Origin of the sequence: Kitasatospora sp. NPDC059722 (assembly GCF_042733235.1) — a bacterium.
GTDB lineage: Bacteria > Actinomycetota > Actinomycetes > Streptomycetales > Streptomycetaceae > Kitasatospora.
Map to the genome: position 1 here is coordinate 1 of NZ_JBHWGD010000057.1, position 16095 is coordinate 16095.

At 72.6% G+C, this 16095-nt stretch carries 16 protein-coding genes; 13 read left to right on the forward strand and 3 right to left on the reverse strand.

The features are described 5' to 3' along the window. Positions 1-71: 71 nt before the first annotated feature. Both ACFV4F_RS29720 and ACFV4F_RS29725 read right to left on the reverse strand, forming a co-directional pair. Positions 72-479, reverse strand: coding sequence for a hypothetical protein (locus ACFV4F_RS29720; protein WP_380506997.1), 408 nt, complete (start codon positions 477-479; stop codon positions 72-74). A 59-nt stretch (positions 480-538) separates the two neighbouring features. Continuing rightward, a complete protein-coding gene (locus ACFV4F_RS29725) occupies positions 539-1753 on the reverse strand; it encodes an alanine racemase (protein WP_380443647.1) in 1215 nt (404 codons plus the stop codon). 97 nt (positions 1754-1850) lie between these two features. On the opposite strand from ACFV4F_RS29725, the gene ACFV4F_RS29730 reads away from it, so the two are divergent. After that, a complete protein-coding gene (locus tag ACFV4F_RS29730; protein WP_380507000.1) occupies positions 1851-2624 on the forward strand; it encodes an SseB family protein in 774 nt (257 codons plus the stop codon). A gap of 52 nt (positions 2625-2676) precedes the next feature. Here the strand turns inward: ACFV4F_RS29730 and ACFV4F_RS29735 are convergent, their stop codons facing one another. After that, positions 2677-3054, reverse strand: a complete 378-nt coding sequence (locus ACFV4F_RS29735; RefSeq protein ID WP_329928691.1) for a DUF1844 domain-containing protein — start codon at positions 3052-3054, stop codon at positions 2677-2679. Positions 3055-3580: 526 nt separating this feature from the next. Here ACFV4F_RS29735 and infC point away from each other — a divergent pair. From infC to ACFV4F_RS29795, 12 genes are all read left to right on the forward strand, one after another. Then, positions 3581-4318: a translation initiation factor IF-3 gene (gene infC / locus ACFV4F_RS29740; RefSeq protein ID WP_380443649.1), complete on the forward strand. Its 738-nt coding sequence runs from the start codon at positions 3581-3583 to the stop codon at positions 4316-4318. A gap of 142 nt (positions 4319-4460) precedes the next feature. Continuing rightward, complete coding sequence (gene rpmI, locus ACFV4F_RS29745) at positions 4461-4655, forward strand: 50S ribosomal protein L35 (protein WP_030055648.1); 195 nt, start codon at positions 4461-4463, stop codon at positions 4653-4655. 109 nt (positions 4656-4764) lie between these two features. Continuing rightward, on the forward strand, positions 4765-5160 hold the full coding sequence (rplT, locus tag ACFV4F_RS29750) for a 50S ribosomal protein L20 (RefSeq protein ID WP_030055649.1): 396 nt from the start codon (positions 4765-4767) through the stop codon (positions 5158-5160). Between the two features lie 157 nt (positions 5161-5317). Beyond that, entirely contained in the window at positions 5318-6184 is an 867-nt protein-coding gene (locus ACFV4F_RS29755; protein ID WP_380443569.1) for a TrmH family RNA methyltransferase, read from the forward strand. A gap of 108 nt (positions 6185-6292) precedes the next feature. Next, entirely contained in the window at positions 6293-7396 is a 1104-nt protein-coding gene (locus ACFV4F_RS29760) for an ATP-binding protein (RefSeq protein ID WP_380443571.1), read from the forward strand. A 241-nt stretch (positions 7397-7637) separates the two neighbouring features. Continuing rightward, positions 7638-8759, forward strand: coding sequence for a phenylalanine--tRNA ligase subunit alpha (gene pheS, locus ACFV4F_RS29765; protein WP_329928694.1), 1122 nt, complete (start codon positions 7638-7640; stop codon positions 8757-8759). Next, entirely contained in the window at positions 8759-11260 is a 2502-nt protein-coding gene (gene pheT / locus ACFV4F_RS29770; RefSeq protein WP_380443573.1) for a phenylalanine--tRNA ligase subunit beta, read from the forward strand. Before pheS ends, pheT begins: the two co-directional genes overlap by 1 nt. 126 nt (positions 11261-11386) lie before the next feature. Further along, positions 11387-11824: a GntR family transcriptional regulator gene (locus ACFV4F_RS29775; protein WP_380507003.1), complete on the forward strand. Its 438-nt coding sequence runs from the start codon at positions 11387-11389 to the stop codon at positions 11822-11824. After that, on the forward strand, positions 11821-12750 hold the full coding sequence (locus ACFV4F_RS29780) for an ATP-binding cassette domain-containing protein (RefSeq protein ID WP_380507006.1): 930 nt from the start codon (positions 11821-11823) through the stop codon (positions 12748-12750). Before ACFV4F_RS29775 ends, ACFV4F_RS29780 begins: the two co-directional genes overlap by 4 nt. Continuing rightward, the gene (locus ACFV4F_RS29785) at positions 12747-13727 is read left to right on the forward strand and encodes a hypothetical protein (protein WP_380507009.1); all 981 of its coding nucleotides are present in this window, start codon (positions 12747-12749) and stop codon (positions 13725-13727) included. The genes ACFV4F_RS29780 and ACFV4F_RS29785 overlap by 4 nt, the downstream gene beginning before the upstream one ends. Positions 13728-13835: 108 nt before the next feature. Next, positions 13836-14672, forward strand: coding sequence for a chitosanase (locus tag ACFV4F_RS29790; RefSeq protein WP_380507011.1), 837 nt, complete (start codon positions 13836-13838; stop codon positions 14670-14672). A 248-nt stretch (positions 14673-14920) separates the two neighbouring features. Continuing rightward, complete coding sequence (locus ACFV4F_RS29795; protein WP_380443583.1) at positions 14921-16012, forward strand: sugar ABC transporter substrate-binding protein; 1092 nt, start codon at positions 14921-14923, stop codon at positions 16010-16012. Positions 16013-16095 lie beyond the last annotated feature (83 nt).

A 16095-nucleotide genomic window follows, 5' to 3' on the forward strand; every position in this document is an offset into this window, starting at 1 on the left:
GAGCAGCACAAAGGCCCGACGGGACACCGGGGTTAGGCGTTCCATCGGGCCTGTTTAAGGCTGCGGAAAGGTCAGCGGGTCCGGTCGTTGTAGAAGCCGGCCTGGATCACGTTCTGGTGGTTCCCATCCTTGATCGTGTTGTTGATGATCGTCACGTTGGCTGCCTGGTCGTCCTGCCTCGGAGCGAACTCGTCGAGGATTGCGACGAGTTGAGTGACCATGGCCGGGTCGTTCGCCAGCAGTCGGCGCAGCTTCGGCTCCCACTCGCCCTGCGCGCTCCGGGCGGCGGACTCGCTGTCGCCCTCCTGCGCCGCGACCAGCTCGGCCTGGGTCTCGTCCAGCTCCTCGGTGACCGACTCCGCCTTGCGGCCGAACATCGCGGCAACGCGCGGCTTGACCCGGTCCCAGGCCGAGGTGACCATGAGGCCGGCCAGGACGGTCGCGCCCCTCGTCGCAATCTCAGTGATCTCGGCGTCCATGCCGCTCCCTTGTCGTCGCCCAATCTCGGCACCACCGTAGGGCAGAACCGGACGAAGCGTCAGAGGAACGTCTTCCCCTCGCCCCGGTACGTCGGGACGGTCCGGACGACCCGGTCGCCCTCGATCAGGTGCAGCTCGGCGAAGCGTTCGCACAGTTCGCCCGCCTTGGCGTGCCGGAACCAGACCCGGTCGCCGATCAGCAGGTCGTCCGCGGCGGCGCCGAGCAGCGGGGTCTGGACCTCGCCCGCGCCCTCCGTCGGGTCGTAGCGCAGCCCCTCGGGCAGGTACGGGGTCGGGGAGCGGTCGGGGCCGGCCGGTCCGGAGGCTGCGTAGCCGCCGCCGAGGACGGTCACCACGCCGACGCCGGGCCGCCGGACGACCGGCTGGCCGAAGAGTGCGGCCGGACGGCCGTCGAACGAGCGGTAGTTGTCGAACAGCCGGGGCAGGTAGAGCCCGGAGCCGGCCGCGACCTCGGTGACGGCGCGCTCGGCCACCGTGCTCTCCACGCTGCCGGTGCCGCCGCCGTTGACGAACTCCAGCTCGGCGACCTGCCGCAGCCGCCGGACCGCGGCCGCGCGCCGCTCGGCCAGTTCGGTGCGGGCCTTGGCCTGCATGAGCCGGATCACCCGTGAGCGCACCGGCCGTCCGGGCACCCGGTCGCCGACCCCGGCGACGTGCCCCTCGTACGCCATCAGCCCGACGACCCGGAAGCCCGGGCGGCGCTGGACGGCCTCGGCGAAGGCGCCGAGGTCCTCGGGGGTGCGCAGCGGCGAGCGGCGGGCGCCGATCCGGACGCGTCCGCCGAGCAGGTGCAGCGCGGTGTCGAGCTCCAGGCAGACCCGGACCTCGGCGTCGCCGGCGCGGGCCTTGTCGATCAGGTCGAGCTGGGCGGGGTCGTCGAGGACGACGGTGACCTCGCGGGCGAGCTCCGGGTCGGCGGTCAGCGCGGCGAAGCCGTCGCGGTCGGCGGAGGGGTAGGCGAGCAGGACGTCGCGCAGGCCGGTGCGGGCGAGCCAGAGCGACTCGTCGAGGGTGAAGCTCATCACCCCGGCGAAGCCGTCGGTGGCGAGCGCGCGTTCCAGCAGGGCGCGGCAGCGCAGCGACTTGCTGGCGACCCGGATCGGCTTGCCGCCCGCGCGGCGCACGAGGTCGGCGGCGTTGGCGTCGAAGGCGGCGAGGTCGACGACGGCGACCGGCCCGTCCAGGTGTGCGGTGGCCCGGTCGTACCGGGCGCGGTCGGAGACCGGGGTGGCGCTGGGAGCGGGTTCGAGCATCACCATGCGCGCAGGCTGCCACACCCGGCTACCCGTGGGTAGGGGGCGCGTGCGGATTTGTGCGGCTCCCGGGACGGGGTGGCATAGGGTCGGCCGGGTGGACCGCAAAGACTTCTCCAACCCGGCGTTCGTCGGGAAGAGCATCCCGAACCCCGGCTTCGGCGACGACGACGGCACGGCGGACGCGGCGCTGACCGCGGCGCTCGCCCGCTGGTCGCAGGACCGCTCGGCCGAGCCCGAGGTGCTGGCGGCGCTCACCCCGACCCGGCTGATGGTCCCGATCGTCGCCCTGCTCGGCGAGGTCGAGGTGGACGAGCACGGGCACAAGCACGACAAGACCAGCGACATGGCGGTGCCGGTGCTGGAGGCCCCGGACGGGCGCCGCGCGCTGCCGGCGTTCACGTCGCTGGAGAGGCTGGCCCGCTGGCGCGCCGACGCCCGCCCGGCGCCGGTGGCGGCCCCGCAGGCGGCGATGGTCGCGTACTCCGAGAAGGCCGACACCCTGCTGATCGACCCGGCGGGCCCGGTGCCCTACCAGCTGACCGGCGCCCGCCTTCGTGCGCTCGCCGAGAACCGGCCGTACCTGCCGCCGCTGCGCGACCCCGAGGTGCGCGAGGCGGTGCGGGCGCTGCTGGCGGACCAGCCGCAGGTGGTGTCCGGCCTGCTGGGCCCCGGGGACGGCTCGGACGGGGTGCTCGCGGTGGTGTTCGACCCGGAGCTCGACCAGGCGGGCGTGCAGGAGGCGGCCCGGCGGGTCGGCCGCGCGGTGGCGGCGGACCCGGTGCTCCGCGTCCGGCTGGACCGCGGCCTGGACCTGGCGGTGCTGCCGGCGAGCGCGCAGCTGCCGGGGGAGCCGCTGTACCGGCGGTAGAAACGAACGGGGAGCACCTACCACGTTGGTAGGTGCTCCCCGGGAGAACCGCTCAGGAGTAGACCGGCCCCGTGAACTTCTCGCCCGGCCCGGCGCCCGGCGCGTCCGGCACGATGGACGCCTCGCGGAAGGCCAGCTGCAGCGAGCGCAGGCCGTCGCGCAGCGGGGCGGCGTGGAAGTTGCTGATCTCCGGGGCGCCGGCGGTGACCAGTCCGGCGAGCGCGGTGATCAGCTTGCGGGCCTCGTCGAGGTCCTTGTCCTTGTCGCCGCCCTCGGCGAGGCCGCACTTGACGGCCGCGGCGCTCATCAGGTGCACGGCGACGGTGGTGATCACCTCGACGGCGGGGACCTCGGCGATGTCCCGGGTCAGGTCGTCGAAGCCGATCGCGTCGTCGTCCGCGCCGGGGTTCTGGGTGGGCTCGCTGCTCAAGGGGGGCTCGTTCCGTCGTGCCGGTGTCCGTGTACACCTGGAGCGTACAAGGGCCCCGGAATGCGCCGAAAAGTGCGGTGCGCGCGCGTGGAAGGCGCGGAAAAGCGCGGAAACGCGGGGTGTGCCGGGGCGGAATGGCGTTCGACCTTCCGGCGCTGTATGCTTCGAGACTGACCGGCCGGGATCCCGCATGGGCACCCGGCCAGCAAGTGGAGGCTCCACCCAGGAGGCCCGAGAGGGCAACCGCGACAGTCTCCCACCTGGTCGGCCTCGCGGTCGACGGGTCCCGGTCCGCGACGGGCGCCACGGCGCCGAGTCGCCGCAGCGCCCCTCACCGGGTGCCGCCCCCGGATTGTGTGGAGCCCCGCTTGTACCGAGCGGGGCTTTTTTCGTGTCGCGGGTGCAGATGGTGCCGAGCAGGTGCCGGGCAGCGCAGCACGAATGAAGCCCCGCCCAGTGGTCGAGTCCACTACGTGCGACCGCCGTCCGACGGCCGCATCGCAGAAGGTGCAACCGAGGAGGCCCCATCAGCACCGAGCCCCGCATCAACGACCGGATTCGCGTTCCGGAGGTGCGACTCGTCGGTCCCAGCGGCGAGCAGGTCGGCATCGTGCCGCTTGCCAAGGCGCTGGAGCTCGCGCAGGAGTACGACCTCGACCTGGTCGAGGTCGCGGCGACCGCCCGGCCGCCGGTGTGCAAGCTCATGGACTACGGCAAGTTCAAGTACGAGTCGGCCATGAAGGCCCGTGAGGCGCGCAAGAACCAGGCGCACACGGTCATCAAGGAGATGAAGCTCCGGCCGAAGATCGACCCGCACGACTATGACACCAAGAAGGGTCACGTCGTCCGGTTCCTCAAGCAGGGCGACAAGGTCAAGATCACGATCATGTTCCGCGGTCGTGAGCAGTCCCGCCCCGAGCTGGGCTTCCGTCTGCTGCAGCGGCTCGCCGACGACGTCCAGGACCTGGGCTTCGTCGAGTCCTCGCCGAAGCAGGACGGCCGGAACATGATCATGGTTCTTGGCCCGCACAAGAAGAAGACCGAGGCGATGGCCGAGGCCCGCGCCCTCGCGGACGCCCGCAAGGCCGAGCGACTGGGCCGGACCGCCGGCTCCGACGCCGCCGCGGACGAGGACGAGGACGCAGCGCTTGAGGCCGAGAACGCCGCTGCCGAGGCGGAGGCCGCCGAAGCGGAGGCCGCCGAGGCCGACGTCGAGGCCGCTGCCGAGGTCGAGCAGCCGGCCGAGGCCTCCCAGGACGCCTGAGCCTTCACGGCCAGGGCGCTCGGGAGACCGGCCCACCACGGTGACGGGGCGCCCCGCCCGGTCACCGCAGATCCATCCAGTTCACGCCCGCGTGGCGCACACCGCGCGGGCGTGGACGGGACCGACGAGGAGATACGGCGAAATGCCGAAGCAGAAGACGCACAGTGGCGCCAGCAAGCGCTTCAAGATCAGTGGCTCTGGCAAGGTGCTGCGCGAGCGCGCCGGTCGCCGCCACCTCCTGGAGCACAAGCCCTCGACGCTGACCCGCAAGCTGGCCGGGACCGTCGAGCTGGCCCCCGCTGACGCCAAGAAGATCAAGAAGCTTCTCGGCAAGTGATCGCCCTCCCGCCCGGCGCGAGCCGTGTGCGGGGCAGCTGATCCTTCCCGACCCATTCGAATGACGGACCGCGTGAAGTAGTCCGTGGTCCAACCCAAGGAGTAATCAAGTGGCACGCGTCAAGCGGGCAGTCAACGCCCACAAGAAGCGCCGGGTCATCCTGGAGCGCGCCAGCGGCTACCGTGGCCAGCGCTCGCGCCTGTACCGCAAGGCCAAGGAGCAGGTCACCCACTCGCTGGTCTACAACTTCAACGACCGCAAGAAGCGCAAGGGCGACTTCCGTCAGCTGTGGATCCAGCGCATCAACGCTGCGGCCCGTGCCAACGGCATCACCTACAACCGCTTCGTGCAGGGCCTGAAGGCCGCCAGCGTCGAGATCGACCGCAAGATGCTGGCCGACCTGGCCGTCAACGACCCGGGTGCGTTCGCCTCCCTGGTCGAGGTCGCCCAGAAGGCGCTGCCGGCCGACGTGAACGCCCCGAAGGCCGCCGCCGACGCCGCCTGATCCTCCAGGATCGGTTGAGCTCCGACCGGACCCGCAGGCTCTCCTGCGGGTCCGGTTCTGCGTTTTCCCCGTCCTTCGGCGCCGCGTCCCTCGGCGCACGTCCCTCAGCGCCCCCGTCCCTCAGCGCCCCCTTCACAGAGCCCCAGAGAACGAGACCATGCCGAGCACCGACACCCCCCTGCTGACCTCCCTGCGCTCGCCGCGCGTCGTCGCCGCCCGCCGGCTCGCCAAGCGGAACCAGCGCACCAAGGAGCGCCGCTTCCTGGCCGAGGGCCCGCAGGCCGTCCGGGAGGCCGTCGCGTACGGCCGGCTGCCGGGCTCGGGCGAGCACGCGGTGGTCGAGGTGTACGTGACCCCGGAGGCCGCCGAGCGGCACGCCGGGATCGTGGAGTCCGCGCTGGACGAGGGGCTCGCGGTGCTGACCGCGACCGACGAGGTGATCGCCGGGATCTGCGACACGGTGACCCCGCAAGGCATCGTCGCGCTCTGCCGCTTCATCGACACCCCGTTCGCCGACGTCCTGGCGGCCCGCCCGAAGCTCGTCGCGATCCTCGCCCACGTGCGCGACCCCGGGAACGCCGGCACCGTGCTGCGCACCGCCGACGCGGCCGGCGCGGACGCCGTGGTGCTCACCGACGCCTCCGTGGACCTGTACAACCCGAAGGCTGTCCGGGCCTCCGTCGGCAGCCTGTTCCACCTGCCGGTCGCCGTCGGCGTGCCGGTCGAGGAGGCCGTCGGGCAGCTGCGCGCGGCCGGGATCCGGGTGCTAGCCGCCGACGGCGCGGGGGAGCGGGACCTCGACCAGGAGCTCGACGAGGGCACCCTGGGCGCACCCGGCGCATGGGTGTTCGGCAACGAGGCGTGGGGGCTCCCGGAAGAGACCCGCGCGCTCACCGACGAGGTCGTGCGCGTGCCGATCCACGGACACGCCGAGAGCCTCAACCTGGCCACCGCCGCGGCCGTCTGCCTCTACGCCTCGGCCCGGGCGCAGCGCGGGCCCGGCGGCTGTCGCTCGAACGGCTGACGGCACCCCGCACGATCCACCCGCCAGGCCCTACTACCGGGGGCATGGAGGCGCTAGGGTCTGCCTCGGTGGGGGGAACGGCACGGTGGGTAATCGGGGAGGACACCCATGGTCGGCAACGGGCCCGAGCTCGACCCGGACGACCTGCCGGACGGCCTGGTGGTCGCCGACGCGCTCGGCCGGGTGGTCCGCTTCAACCGGGCCGCGGCCCGGATCACCGGCGTGCCCCCGGAGGCCGCGCTGGGCAGCGCCCTGGACGACGTCCTCCCGCTGGAGGACCTCGACGGGCGCCGCTGGTGGCAGCTGACCGACCCGTACGGCGGCCTCGCGATCCGCACCGGCCAGCCCGAGCGCAACCTGCTGCTGCCCGGCGGCCGGGAGGTGCTGGTCTCCGCCCGCTACGTGCGGGCCGTGCCGCTGGGGCCCCTGGAGCGCCTGGTGATCGCCCTGCGCGGCACCGAGGACCGCCGGCGCACCGAGCGCAGCCACGCCGAGCTGATCGCCACCGTCGCGCACGAGCTGCGCTCGCCGCTGACCAGCGTCAAGGGCTTCACCGCGACGCTGCTGGCCAAGTGGGAGCGGTTCACCGACGGGCAGAAGCGGCTGATGCTGGAGACCGTCGACGCCGACGCGGACCGGGTCACCCGGCTGATCGCCGAGCTGCTGGACATCTCGCGGATCGACGCGGGCCGGCTGGAGCTGCGCAAGCAGGTCGTGGACGTGGCCGCGGCGGTGCGCCGGCACGTCGAGCGCAAGGTCGCCACCGGCATCCCCGAGGAGCGCTTCGACGTCCGGATCACCGAGCCGCTGACCGTGCTGTGGGCGGACCCGGACAAGGTCGACCAGGTGCTCGCCAACCTGCTGGAAAATGCGGTGCGGCACGGCGAGGGAACTGTCACGATCGAGGTGGCACCGGCCAAGGAGGTCGTCGAGGCACCCGTCTGGGAGCGCTCCGGCACCCCGCCCCGCATCGTGGAAGGCACAGCGGTCACCGTGAGCGACGAAGGCAGCGGCATCCCCGAGGAGTCGATGCCGCGCGTCTTCACCCGCTTCTGGCGCGGCTCCAAGCGCGGCGGCACCGGCCTCGGCCTCTACATCGTCAAGGGCATCGTGGAGGCCCACGGCGGCTCGATCCGCGTCGACCGCGCGCCCGGCGGCGGCGCCCGGTTCCGATTTATCCTGCCCGCCGGGGTGCCCGACTTCATGCTCTGAAAGAGCATGAACGACGAACACAGCATGCTGTGGTCGGGTCCGGACGGGCTTGACGGCAGCCGCGCAACGCGCTGCGACTACACTCGACCTTTGGCGTTGCGCAACGCCCTGCGCGGCCGTGCCGCGGACATCCCTTCCCGTGAACGGAGATCGGCTGCCCGTGCCCCGGCCACGCCGGGCGTGACGCGAAGGCGAGCCCAATCACCTGAGCACGGACGAGCAGGAGCACGGGAAGATAGAGATGTCGGCACCCAACAAGTCGTACGACCCGGTCGAGGTCGAGGCCCTCAAGCCCGAGGTGGTGGAGCAGGCGCGGGACGAGGCCGTCGCCGCCTTCGCCGCCGCCACCACGCTCGACGAGCTGAAGCAGGCCAAGGTCGCCCACACCGGCGACCGCTCCGCGCTCTCCCTCGCCAACCGCGAGATCGGCGCCCTGCCCCCGCACGCCAAGGCCGCCGCAGGCAAGCTGATCGGCCAGGCCCGCGGCGCCGTCAACCAGGCCCTCGCCAAGCGGCAGGCCGAGTTGGAGGCGGAGCGCGACGCCCGCGTGCTGGTCGAGGAGGCGGTGGACGTCACGCTGCCCTACGACCGCACCCCGCGCGGCGCCCGCCACCCGCTGACCACGCTGGCCGAGCGCATCGAGGACACCTTCGTCGCGATGGGCTACCAGGTCGCCGAGGGCCCCGAGGTCGAGGCCGAGTGGCTCAACTTCGACGCCCTCAACCTCGGCCCGGACCACCCGGCCCGCTCGATGCAGGACACCTTCTTCGTCCAGGCCCCGGACGGCTCCGCCGACTCCGGCGTGGTGCTGCGCACCCAGACCTCCCCGGTCCAGGCCCGCACCATGCTCGACCGCGAGCCCCCCGTCTACGTCGTGTGCCCGGGCCGGGTCTACCGCACGGACGAGCTGGACGCCACCCACACCCCGGTCTTCCGCCAGGTCGAGGGCCTCGCGGTGGACGAGGGCATCACCTTCGCCGACCTCAAGGGCACCATCGAGGTGCTGGTCGAGAAGCTGATCGGCACCGGCCTGGAACTGCGCTGGCGCCCCTCGTACTTCCCGTTCACCGAGCCGAGCGCCGAGATCGACCTGCAGTGCTTCGTGTGCCGCGGCGAGAGCGTGGGCAACCCGGACCGCCCGTGCCGCACCTGCTCCTCCGAGGGCTGGATCGAGCTCGGCGGCTGCGGCGTGGTGAACCCGCGCGTGCTGGTGGCCTGCGGCGTCGACCCGAACCGCTACAGCGGGTTCGCCTTCGGCCTGGGCCTGGAGCGGATCCTGATGAATCGTCACAACGTCGCCGACATGCGCGACATGGTCGAGGGTGACGTGCGCTTCACCCTCCCGTTCGGGATGGAGATCTGATGCGCGTCCCGCTTTCCTGGCTGCGCGAGTACGTCGACCTGCCGGCCGGCGAGACCGGTCGTGACGTCGCCGAGCGCCTGGTCCGGGCCGGCCTGGAGGTCGAGACCGTCGAGCAGCTCGGCGGTGACCTCAAGGGCCCGCTGGTGGTCGGCGAGGTGCTCTCCATCGAGGAGCTGTCCGGCTTCAAGAAGCCGATCCGGCACTGCTTCGTCAACGTCGGCGACGCCAACGGCACCGGCGAGCCGCAGGAGATCGTCTGCGGCGCGACCAACTTCGCGGTCGGCGACAAGGTCGTGGTCGTGCTCCCGGGCGCCGTGCTGCCCGGCCCGTTCCCGATCGCGGCCCGCCAGACCTACGGCCACACCTCGGCCGGCATGATCTGCTCCGCGCGCGAGCTCGGCATGGGCGACGACCACGCGGGCATCATCGTGCTCCCACCGGAGTTCGAGCCGGGCACCGACGCGATCGAGCTGCTCCAGCTCGTCGACGAGGTGCTCGACATCGCCGTCACCCCGGACCGCGGCTACTGCCTGTCCATGCGCGGCGTGGCCCGCGAGGCCGCCGCCGCGTACGGGCTGCCGCTGGCCGACCCGGCGCTGCTCGACGTGCCGCCGGCGAACTCCTTCGGCTACCTGGTCAAGGTCAACGACCCGGCCGGCTGCGACCGCTTCGTGGCCCGCACGGTCGTCGGCGTGGACCCGAACGCCAAGTCCCCGATCTGGCTGCAGCGCCGCCTCCAGAAGGCCGGCATCCGCCCGATCTCGCTGACCGTCGACATCACCAACTACGTGATGCTGGAGGTCGGCCAGCCGCTGCACGCCTACGACAAGCAGCGCGTGGACGGCCCGATCACGGTCCGCCGGGCGGCCGAGGGCGAGATCCTCACCACCCTGGACGGCGTCAAGCGAAAGCTCGCCGCCGAGGACCTGCTGATCTGCGACAACAGCGGCCCGATCGGCCTGGCCGGCGTCATGGGCGGCGCCTCCACCGAGATCCTCGACCCGGCCGCCGGTCCGGGCACCACCGAGGTGATCATCGAGGCGGCGCACTTCGACCCGGTCGCCATCGCCCGCTCCGCCAAGCGGCACAAGCTGCCGTCCGAGGCGTCCAAGCGCTTCGAGCGCGGCGTCGACCCGGAGGCCGCCCGCGCCGCCGCGCAGCGCGCCGTCGACCTGCTGGTCCTGATCGCCGGCGGCACCGCCGAGGCCGGGGTCACCGACATCGCCGCGCCGCACCCGGTGCGCACCATCACCATCGCCGCGGACCTGCCCGACCGGGTCGCCGGCACCGCGTACGGCCGCGAGACCGTCACCCGGCGCCTGCAGGAGATCGGCTGCTCGGTCGCGGGCGCCGACGTCCTGGAGGTCACCCCGCCGACCTGGCGCCCCGACCTCACCGACCCGTACGACCTCGCGGAGGAGGTCATCCGACTGGAGGGCTACGACAACGTCCCCGCCCGGATGCCCGACGTGCCGCCGGGCAAGGGCCTGACCGAGGCCCAGCGCGTCCACCGCCGGATCGGCGTCGCGCTGGCCGGGGCCGGCTACGTCGAGGTCAACAACTACCCCTTCCTCGGCGAGCCCGCCTTCGAGGCGCTCGGCCTGGAGGCGGACGACCGCCGCCGCCGGACCGTCAAGCTGGTCAACCCGCTCAACGACGAGGAGCCGGCGCTGCGCACCACGCTGCTGCCGGGCCTGCTCGGGGCGCTGCGCCGCAACGTCGGCCGCGGCAACACCGACCTGGCGGTCTACGAGACCGGCACGGTCTTCCTGCCCAAGGACGAGCCGGCCGTGGCCCCGCGCCCGGCCGTCGACCGGCGCCCGAGCGACGAGGAGCTGGCCGCGCTGGACGCCGCGCTGCCGGACCAGCCGCGCCGGGTCGCCGTCGCCCTCGCGGGCGAGCGGATGCCCTCCGGCTGGTGGGGCGCCGGCGCCCAGGCCTCCTGGGCGGACGCCGTCGAGGCGGCCCGTACGGTGGCCCGCGCGGCCGGCGTCGAGCTGACCGTGCGCCAGGGCCAGCTGGCGCCCTGGCACCCGGGCCGCTGCGCCGAGCTCGTCGTCGCGGGCACCGACCGGGTCGTCGGCCACGCCGGTGAGCTGCACCCGCGTGTCGTCAAGGCGCTCGGCCTGCCGGCCCGCACGGCCGCGATGGAGATCGACGTCGACCTGCTCACCGCCGACGGCGCCGAGAAGGTCAGCGGCCCGGCCGTCTCCGGCTTCCCGGTGGCGACCCAGGACGTCGCGCTGATCGTCGACACGGCCGTCCCGGCCGCCGACGTGGAGGCCGCGCTGCGCACCGGCGCGGGCGAACTGCTGGAGGCCATCCGGCTGTTCGACGTCTTCACCGGCGAGCAGGTCGGCGAGGGCAAGAAGTCGCTGGCCTACGCGCTGCGCTTCCGCGCCGCCGACCGCACCCTGACCGCCGACGAGGCCACGGCCGCCCGCGAGGCCGCCGTCGCCGAGGCCGTCACCCGTACGGGAGCGGTGCTGCGCGGGGCCTGATCCCGCAGCGCCCGAGAGGGCCCCGTCCTGGACCGCGAGGTCCGGGGCGGGGCCCTCTCGCGTTTCCCCGGTTCTCCCGGCCTCCCGACTTGACGATCGATCACCCCGTCGCTTATCTCTTTACCTATGGAAGTAGATAAAGCCGATGACCAGCCCTCGCCGATCGAGTTCCGCCTCGACCCGGCCTCCGGCGTCCCGACCTACCTCCAGCTCGTGCAGCAGGTCGAACAGGCGCTGCGCATGGGCTGGTTGACGGAGGGGGACCGGCTGCCCCGGGTGCGGGAGGTGGTGGCGGGGCTGGCGATCAACCCCAACACCGTGCTCAAGGCGTACCGGGAGCTGGAGCACCGGGGGCTCGCGGCGGGCCGCCGCGGGCAGGGCACGTTCGTGCGCGGGCTGCCCGCCGGGGTGGTGCCGTTGCGCGAACGGGCGGTGCTGCGGCGGGGGTTGCTGGACTGGATGCGCTCGGCGCGGGCCGCCGGGCTGGACGAGGGGGGGATGGCCGCGGTGTTCGAGGACGCGCTGCGCGACCTGCGTGAAGGCCGGGACGGGGTGGTGGCGTGACGGCCGTCGACACGGTGATCGACTGCGGCGGGCTGGGCAAGCGCTACCGCCGCTCCTGGGCGCTGCGGGACTGCAACCTCGCCGTCCCGGCCGGGCACGTCGTGGCCCTGGTCGGCCCGAACGGCGCCGGCAAGACCACGCTGCTCGGCCTGGCGGCCGGCCTGACCCTGCCCAGTGCGGGCGCGATGACCGTGCTCGGCGGTCAACTCCCCGGCTCTCCGCAGGCGTTGGACCGGATCGGCTTCGTGGCCCAGAACGCCGCGCTCTACCCGGGCCTGCGCGTGCGTGACCTGCTCGCGATGGGCCGCCACCTCAACCGCCGCTGGGACGCCGACCGGGCGCGCACCCACCTGGAGGGCCTCGGCATCCCCCTGGACCGCAAGTACGGGCGCCTCTCCGGCGGCCAGCAGGCCCAGGTCTCGCTCGCCCTGGCGCTCGCCAAGCGGCCCGAACTCCTGCTCCTGGACGAGCCGTTGGCCGCGCTCGACCCGCTCGCCCGGCACGACTTCATGGCCGTGCTGCTGACCGCCGTGGCCGAGGACGGCCTCTCGGTGGTCTTCTCCTCGCACGCCGTCAACGAGCTGGAGCAGAGCTGCGACTACCTGGTGGTGCTCGGCGGCGGCCGGGTCCAGGTGGCGGGGGAGGTGGACGACCTGGTGGCCGGCCACCGGATGCTCACCGGCCCGACCGCCGAGGCCGACGCGGTCGCCGGGCGGCTGCCGGTGGTCCGCGACCGCCGGGCCGGCGTCCAGTCCCACCTGCTGGTCCGCACCGGCGGCCTGGACGCCCCGGTCTCCGACGGCTGGCGCCAACAGCGCGTCGGCCTGGAGGAGTTGGTGATCGCCTACCTGCGCGAGCCGGCCGCCTCCGCCCTCCCCGGCCCGCGCGGGGCCGTCCGTCCGAACGAGAAGGTCCTGCAGTCGTGAGCGCAATCGCCCTTGGTGCGGCCACCGCCTCGCCGCGCCGCAGCGCCGTCCTGCGCGCCGCCGCCATCCGCCACCGCACGGCCGTGCTGACCCTGGTCGGCGTGATGGCGGCGCTGTCCGTCGCGATGCTGCTGCACGGCTGGTACGTCCACGCCGGCCTGCACCGCCTCGGGGCCGACTCCTGCGACCCGGACACCGTCGCGTGCCTGGCCAAGTACAAGCAGTTCATCCACCAGTACGGCATGCCGTTGCAGACCCTCGACGGGGTGCTCTACGTGCTCGGCGGCGGGTTCGGCGCCTTCGCCGGGGGACCGCTGCTGGCGAGGGAGTTCGAGCACGGCACGGTCCGCTTCGCGTGGACCCAGGGCGCCGGACGCTCCCGCTGGACGGTCGGCGCGGTGACCGTGGTCGGCGGCGCCGTCGTGGTCGTGGCCGCGCTGTTCGGGGTGGTGCAACGGTGGTGGAGCGAGCCGCTGGTCCGCGAGGCGGGGCAGTTCAACCCGGACATCTTCATGCAGACCTGGCCGGTGATGGCCGGCCGGGTGCTGCTGACCTTCGGGCTGGCCGTGCTCGCGGGCGCGGTGCTGCGCCGCACGGTGGTGGCGGTGGGCGTCGGGCTCGCGGGCTCCGTGGCCCTGCCCTTCGTCGCCCAGGCGTTCCGGACGCACTACCGGCCGCCCCTGGAGGAGGCCGTGCACACGATGACGCCGCTCTCGCTGGACGGGCGCTGGGTGCTGGACGTCTGGTACTCGGACCCGGCCGGGAACCGGATCGGCACGGGCGAGTTCTACGACCGCGGCGGCGACTTCGCCCACCTCCAGGCGATGGTGCGCGACGGCGGCTACACCGCGCACCAGGTGTACCAGCCGGCGGACCGCTTCTGGCCGTTCCAGTTCATCGAGGCCGGCTGGATGCTGGCCCTGGGGATCGCGGCCTGCGCGGCGGCGGTGTGGTGGGTGCGCCGCCGGGCCGTCTGACGGAGAAGTTGAGGAGGGTGTGTCAAAACCCTTGCGGCAGCGGGGCTGTTGGGCGCTAATTTCTCGTTAGGAAAGTTTCCTAACCCTCACGGGAAACGGAGCGTGCACATGCGTCCTCAGCCCCGCCGCGCCCTCGGCATCGCCCTCGCCGCCGTCCTGGTGGCCGCACCCGCCGTGGTCGTCTCCGCCGGTGCGGCCGACGCCGCGCCGACGGCGGCCGTCCGGCTCAAGGGAGTCGGACTCGACGACCCGCACAAGAAGGACATCGCGATGCAGTTGGTGTCGAGTGCGGAGAACTCCTCGCTGGACTGGAAGGCCCAGTACAAGTACATCGAGGACATCGGTGACGGGCGCGGCTACACCGCCGGCATCATCGGGTTCTGCTCCGGCACGGGCGACATGCTCGACCTCGTCCAGCACTACACCGCGCTCAAGCCCGGCAGCGTCCTCGCCAAGTACCTGCCGGCGCTGAAGAAGGTCAACGGCAGCGCGTCGCACGCCGGTCTCGGCACCCCGTTCGTCAAGGACTGGGCCGCCGCCGCCAAGGACCCGGTCTTCCAGCAGGCCCAGAACGACGAGCGCGACCGGGTGTACTTCAACCCTGCCGTCGGCCGGGCCAAGGCGGACGGGCTGCGCGCGCTCGGCCAGTTCGCCTACTACGACGCCATCGTCATGCACGGCCCCGGAGACGGCTCCGACAGTTTCGACGGCATTCGCGCCGCGGCCATGAAGAAGGCCAGGACCCCGGCCCAGGGCGGCGACGAGGCCACCTACCTCAAGGCCTTCCTGGAGGCCCGCAAGGTGGTCATGAAGAAGGAGGAGGCCCACTCCGACACCAGCAGGGTCGACACCGAGCAGACGGTCTTCCTCAATGCGGGGAACTTCGACCTCAACCCGCCGCTGCACTGGAAGGTCTATGGCGACAGCTACTCGATAGCGAGCTGAGCCCCCGGTGGGCCGGAGGGGATCCCCCCTGGCCCACCGCACCCTCGTCCGCAATTAATAAGTCCCCTGAATTATCAATATCCACCCCGAATTCGATCTTCGAAAGTGTGAAAGTCCTGTTCATCCCATAACGAATCGAGCATGGGGATAACGAAGTCTCCTCCCCTTATTGACGCATTCGCCCGGTGGGGCTTGACTCCCTCCCCTGCCGCACCGTTCGCGGCGCAGTACAGGAGGCACCACCGAACATGAACAGAGCCATGCGTCTCGCGGCCACGGGCACGGCCGCCGTGTCGCTCGCACTCACCCTCGCGGCCTGCGGGCAGACCGGCGCGGCGCAGAAGCCGGCCTCCGGCGGAGGCGGCGAGGCCATCGGTCTCCTCCTGCCCGACAACGCCTCCTCCACGCGTTACGACGCGTTCGACAAGCCGCTGATCCAGCAGACGGTGACCGGCCTCTGCACCCAGTGCACCCTCGACTACGCCAACGCGGGCGGCGAGGCGATCACCCAGAAGAAGCAGTTCGACGACCTGGTCGCCAAGGGCGTGAAGGTCATCCTGCTCGACCCGGTCGACGCCAAGGTCACCGCACCGTGGGTCGACGCCGCCAACGCCAAGGGCATCAAGGTCGTGTCCTACGACCGGCTGGCGCAGGGCAAGGTCGCCGCGTACGTGTCCTTCGACAACGAGCGCACCGGCGAACTCCAGGGCCAGTCCCTGCTCGACGCGCTCGGCTCCAAGGCCTCCTCGGCCAACGTCGTGATGATCGACGGCGCCGAGTCCGACCCCAACGCCGCGCAGTTCAAGGCGGGCGCGCACCAGGTGCTGGACGGCAAGGTCAAGAAGATCGCCTACGAGCAGTCCGGCGAGTGGAAGACCGACGTCGCCACGGCGAAGATGAACGAGGCCATCCAGAGCCTCGGGAAGGACGGCATCCAGGCCGTCTACGCCGGGAACGACGGCATGGCCGGCGCCGTCATCGAGGCGCTGAAGACCGCGGGCATCAAGAACGTCCCCGTGGGCGGCCAGGACGCGTCCATCGACGCGGTGCGCCGGATCCTCACCGGCGAGCAGGCCTACACCATCTACAAGCCGTACAAGCCGGAGACGGACGCGGCCGGCAGCATCGCCGTCCAGCTCGCCGAGGGCATGGACATCAGCACGACCGCGACCACCCTCACCTCCAGCAACGGGCTGCAGATCCCCTCGCTGCTGCTCACCCCGATCGTGGTGACCAAGGCGAAGGTCGAGGCCACGGTGGTCGGCGGCGGCCTCTACAAGGCGGCCGACATCTGCACCCAGCAGTTCGCGGCGGCCTGCGCCTCGGCCGGGGTCCAGTAGCCGGAGCGCCGGAAAAGGGGCGGGGGGGGGGCGGGAGGAGGGGGAGAGGGGGGGAGGGGGCGAGGAGGGGAGAGGGGGGAGGG

What these genes read in the sequence shown, in the direction of transcription:
- ACFV4F_RS29720 (WP_380506997.1), bottom strand. Translation starts at nt 479, where the DNA reads ATGGACGCCGAGATCACTGAGATTGCGACGAGGGGCGCGACCGTCCTG.
- ACFV4F_RS29725 (WP_380443647.1), bottom strand. Translation starts at nt 1,753, where the DNA reads ATGCTCGAACCCGCTCCCAGCGCCACCCCGGTCTCCGACCGCGCCCGG.
- rpmI (WP_030055648.1), top strand. Translation starts at nt 4,461, where the DNA reads ATGCCGAAGCAGAAGACGCACAGTGGCGCCAGCAAGCGCTTCAAGATC.
- ACFV4F_RS29755 (WP_380443569.1), top strand. Translation starts at nt 5,318, where the DNA reads ATGCCGAGCACCGACACCCCCCTGCTGACCTCCCTGCGCTCGCCGCGC.
- ACFV4F_RS29760 (WP_380443571.1), top strand. Translation starts at nt 6,293, where the DNA reads ATGGTCGGCAACGGGCCCGAGCTCGACCCGGACGACCTGCCGGACGGC.
- pheS (WP_329928694.1), top strand. Translation starts at nt 7,638, where the DNA reads ATGTCGGCACCCAACAAGTCGTACGACCCGGTCGAGGTCGAGGCCCTC.
- pheT (WP_380443573.1), top strand. Translation starts at nt 8,759, where the DNA reads ATGCGCGTCCCGCTTTCCTGGCTGCGCGAGTACGTCGACCTGCCGGCC.
- ACFV4F_RS29775 (WP_380507003.1), top strand. Translation starts at nt 11,387, where the DNA reads ATGGAAGTAGATAAAGCCGATGACCAGCCCTCGCCGATCGAGTTCCGC.
- ACFV4F_RS29790 (WP_380507011.1), top strand. Translation starts at nt 13,836, where the DNA reads ATGCGTCCTCAGCCCCGCCGCGCCCTCGGCATCGCCCTCGCCGCCGTC.
- ACFV4F_RS29795 (WP_380443583.1), top strand. Translation starts at nt 14,921, where the DNA reads ATGAACAGAGCCATGCGTCTCGCGGCCACGGGCACGGCCGCCGTGTCG.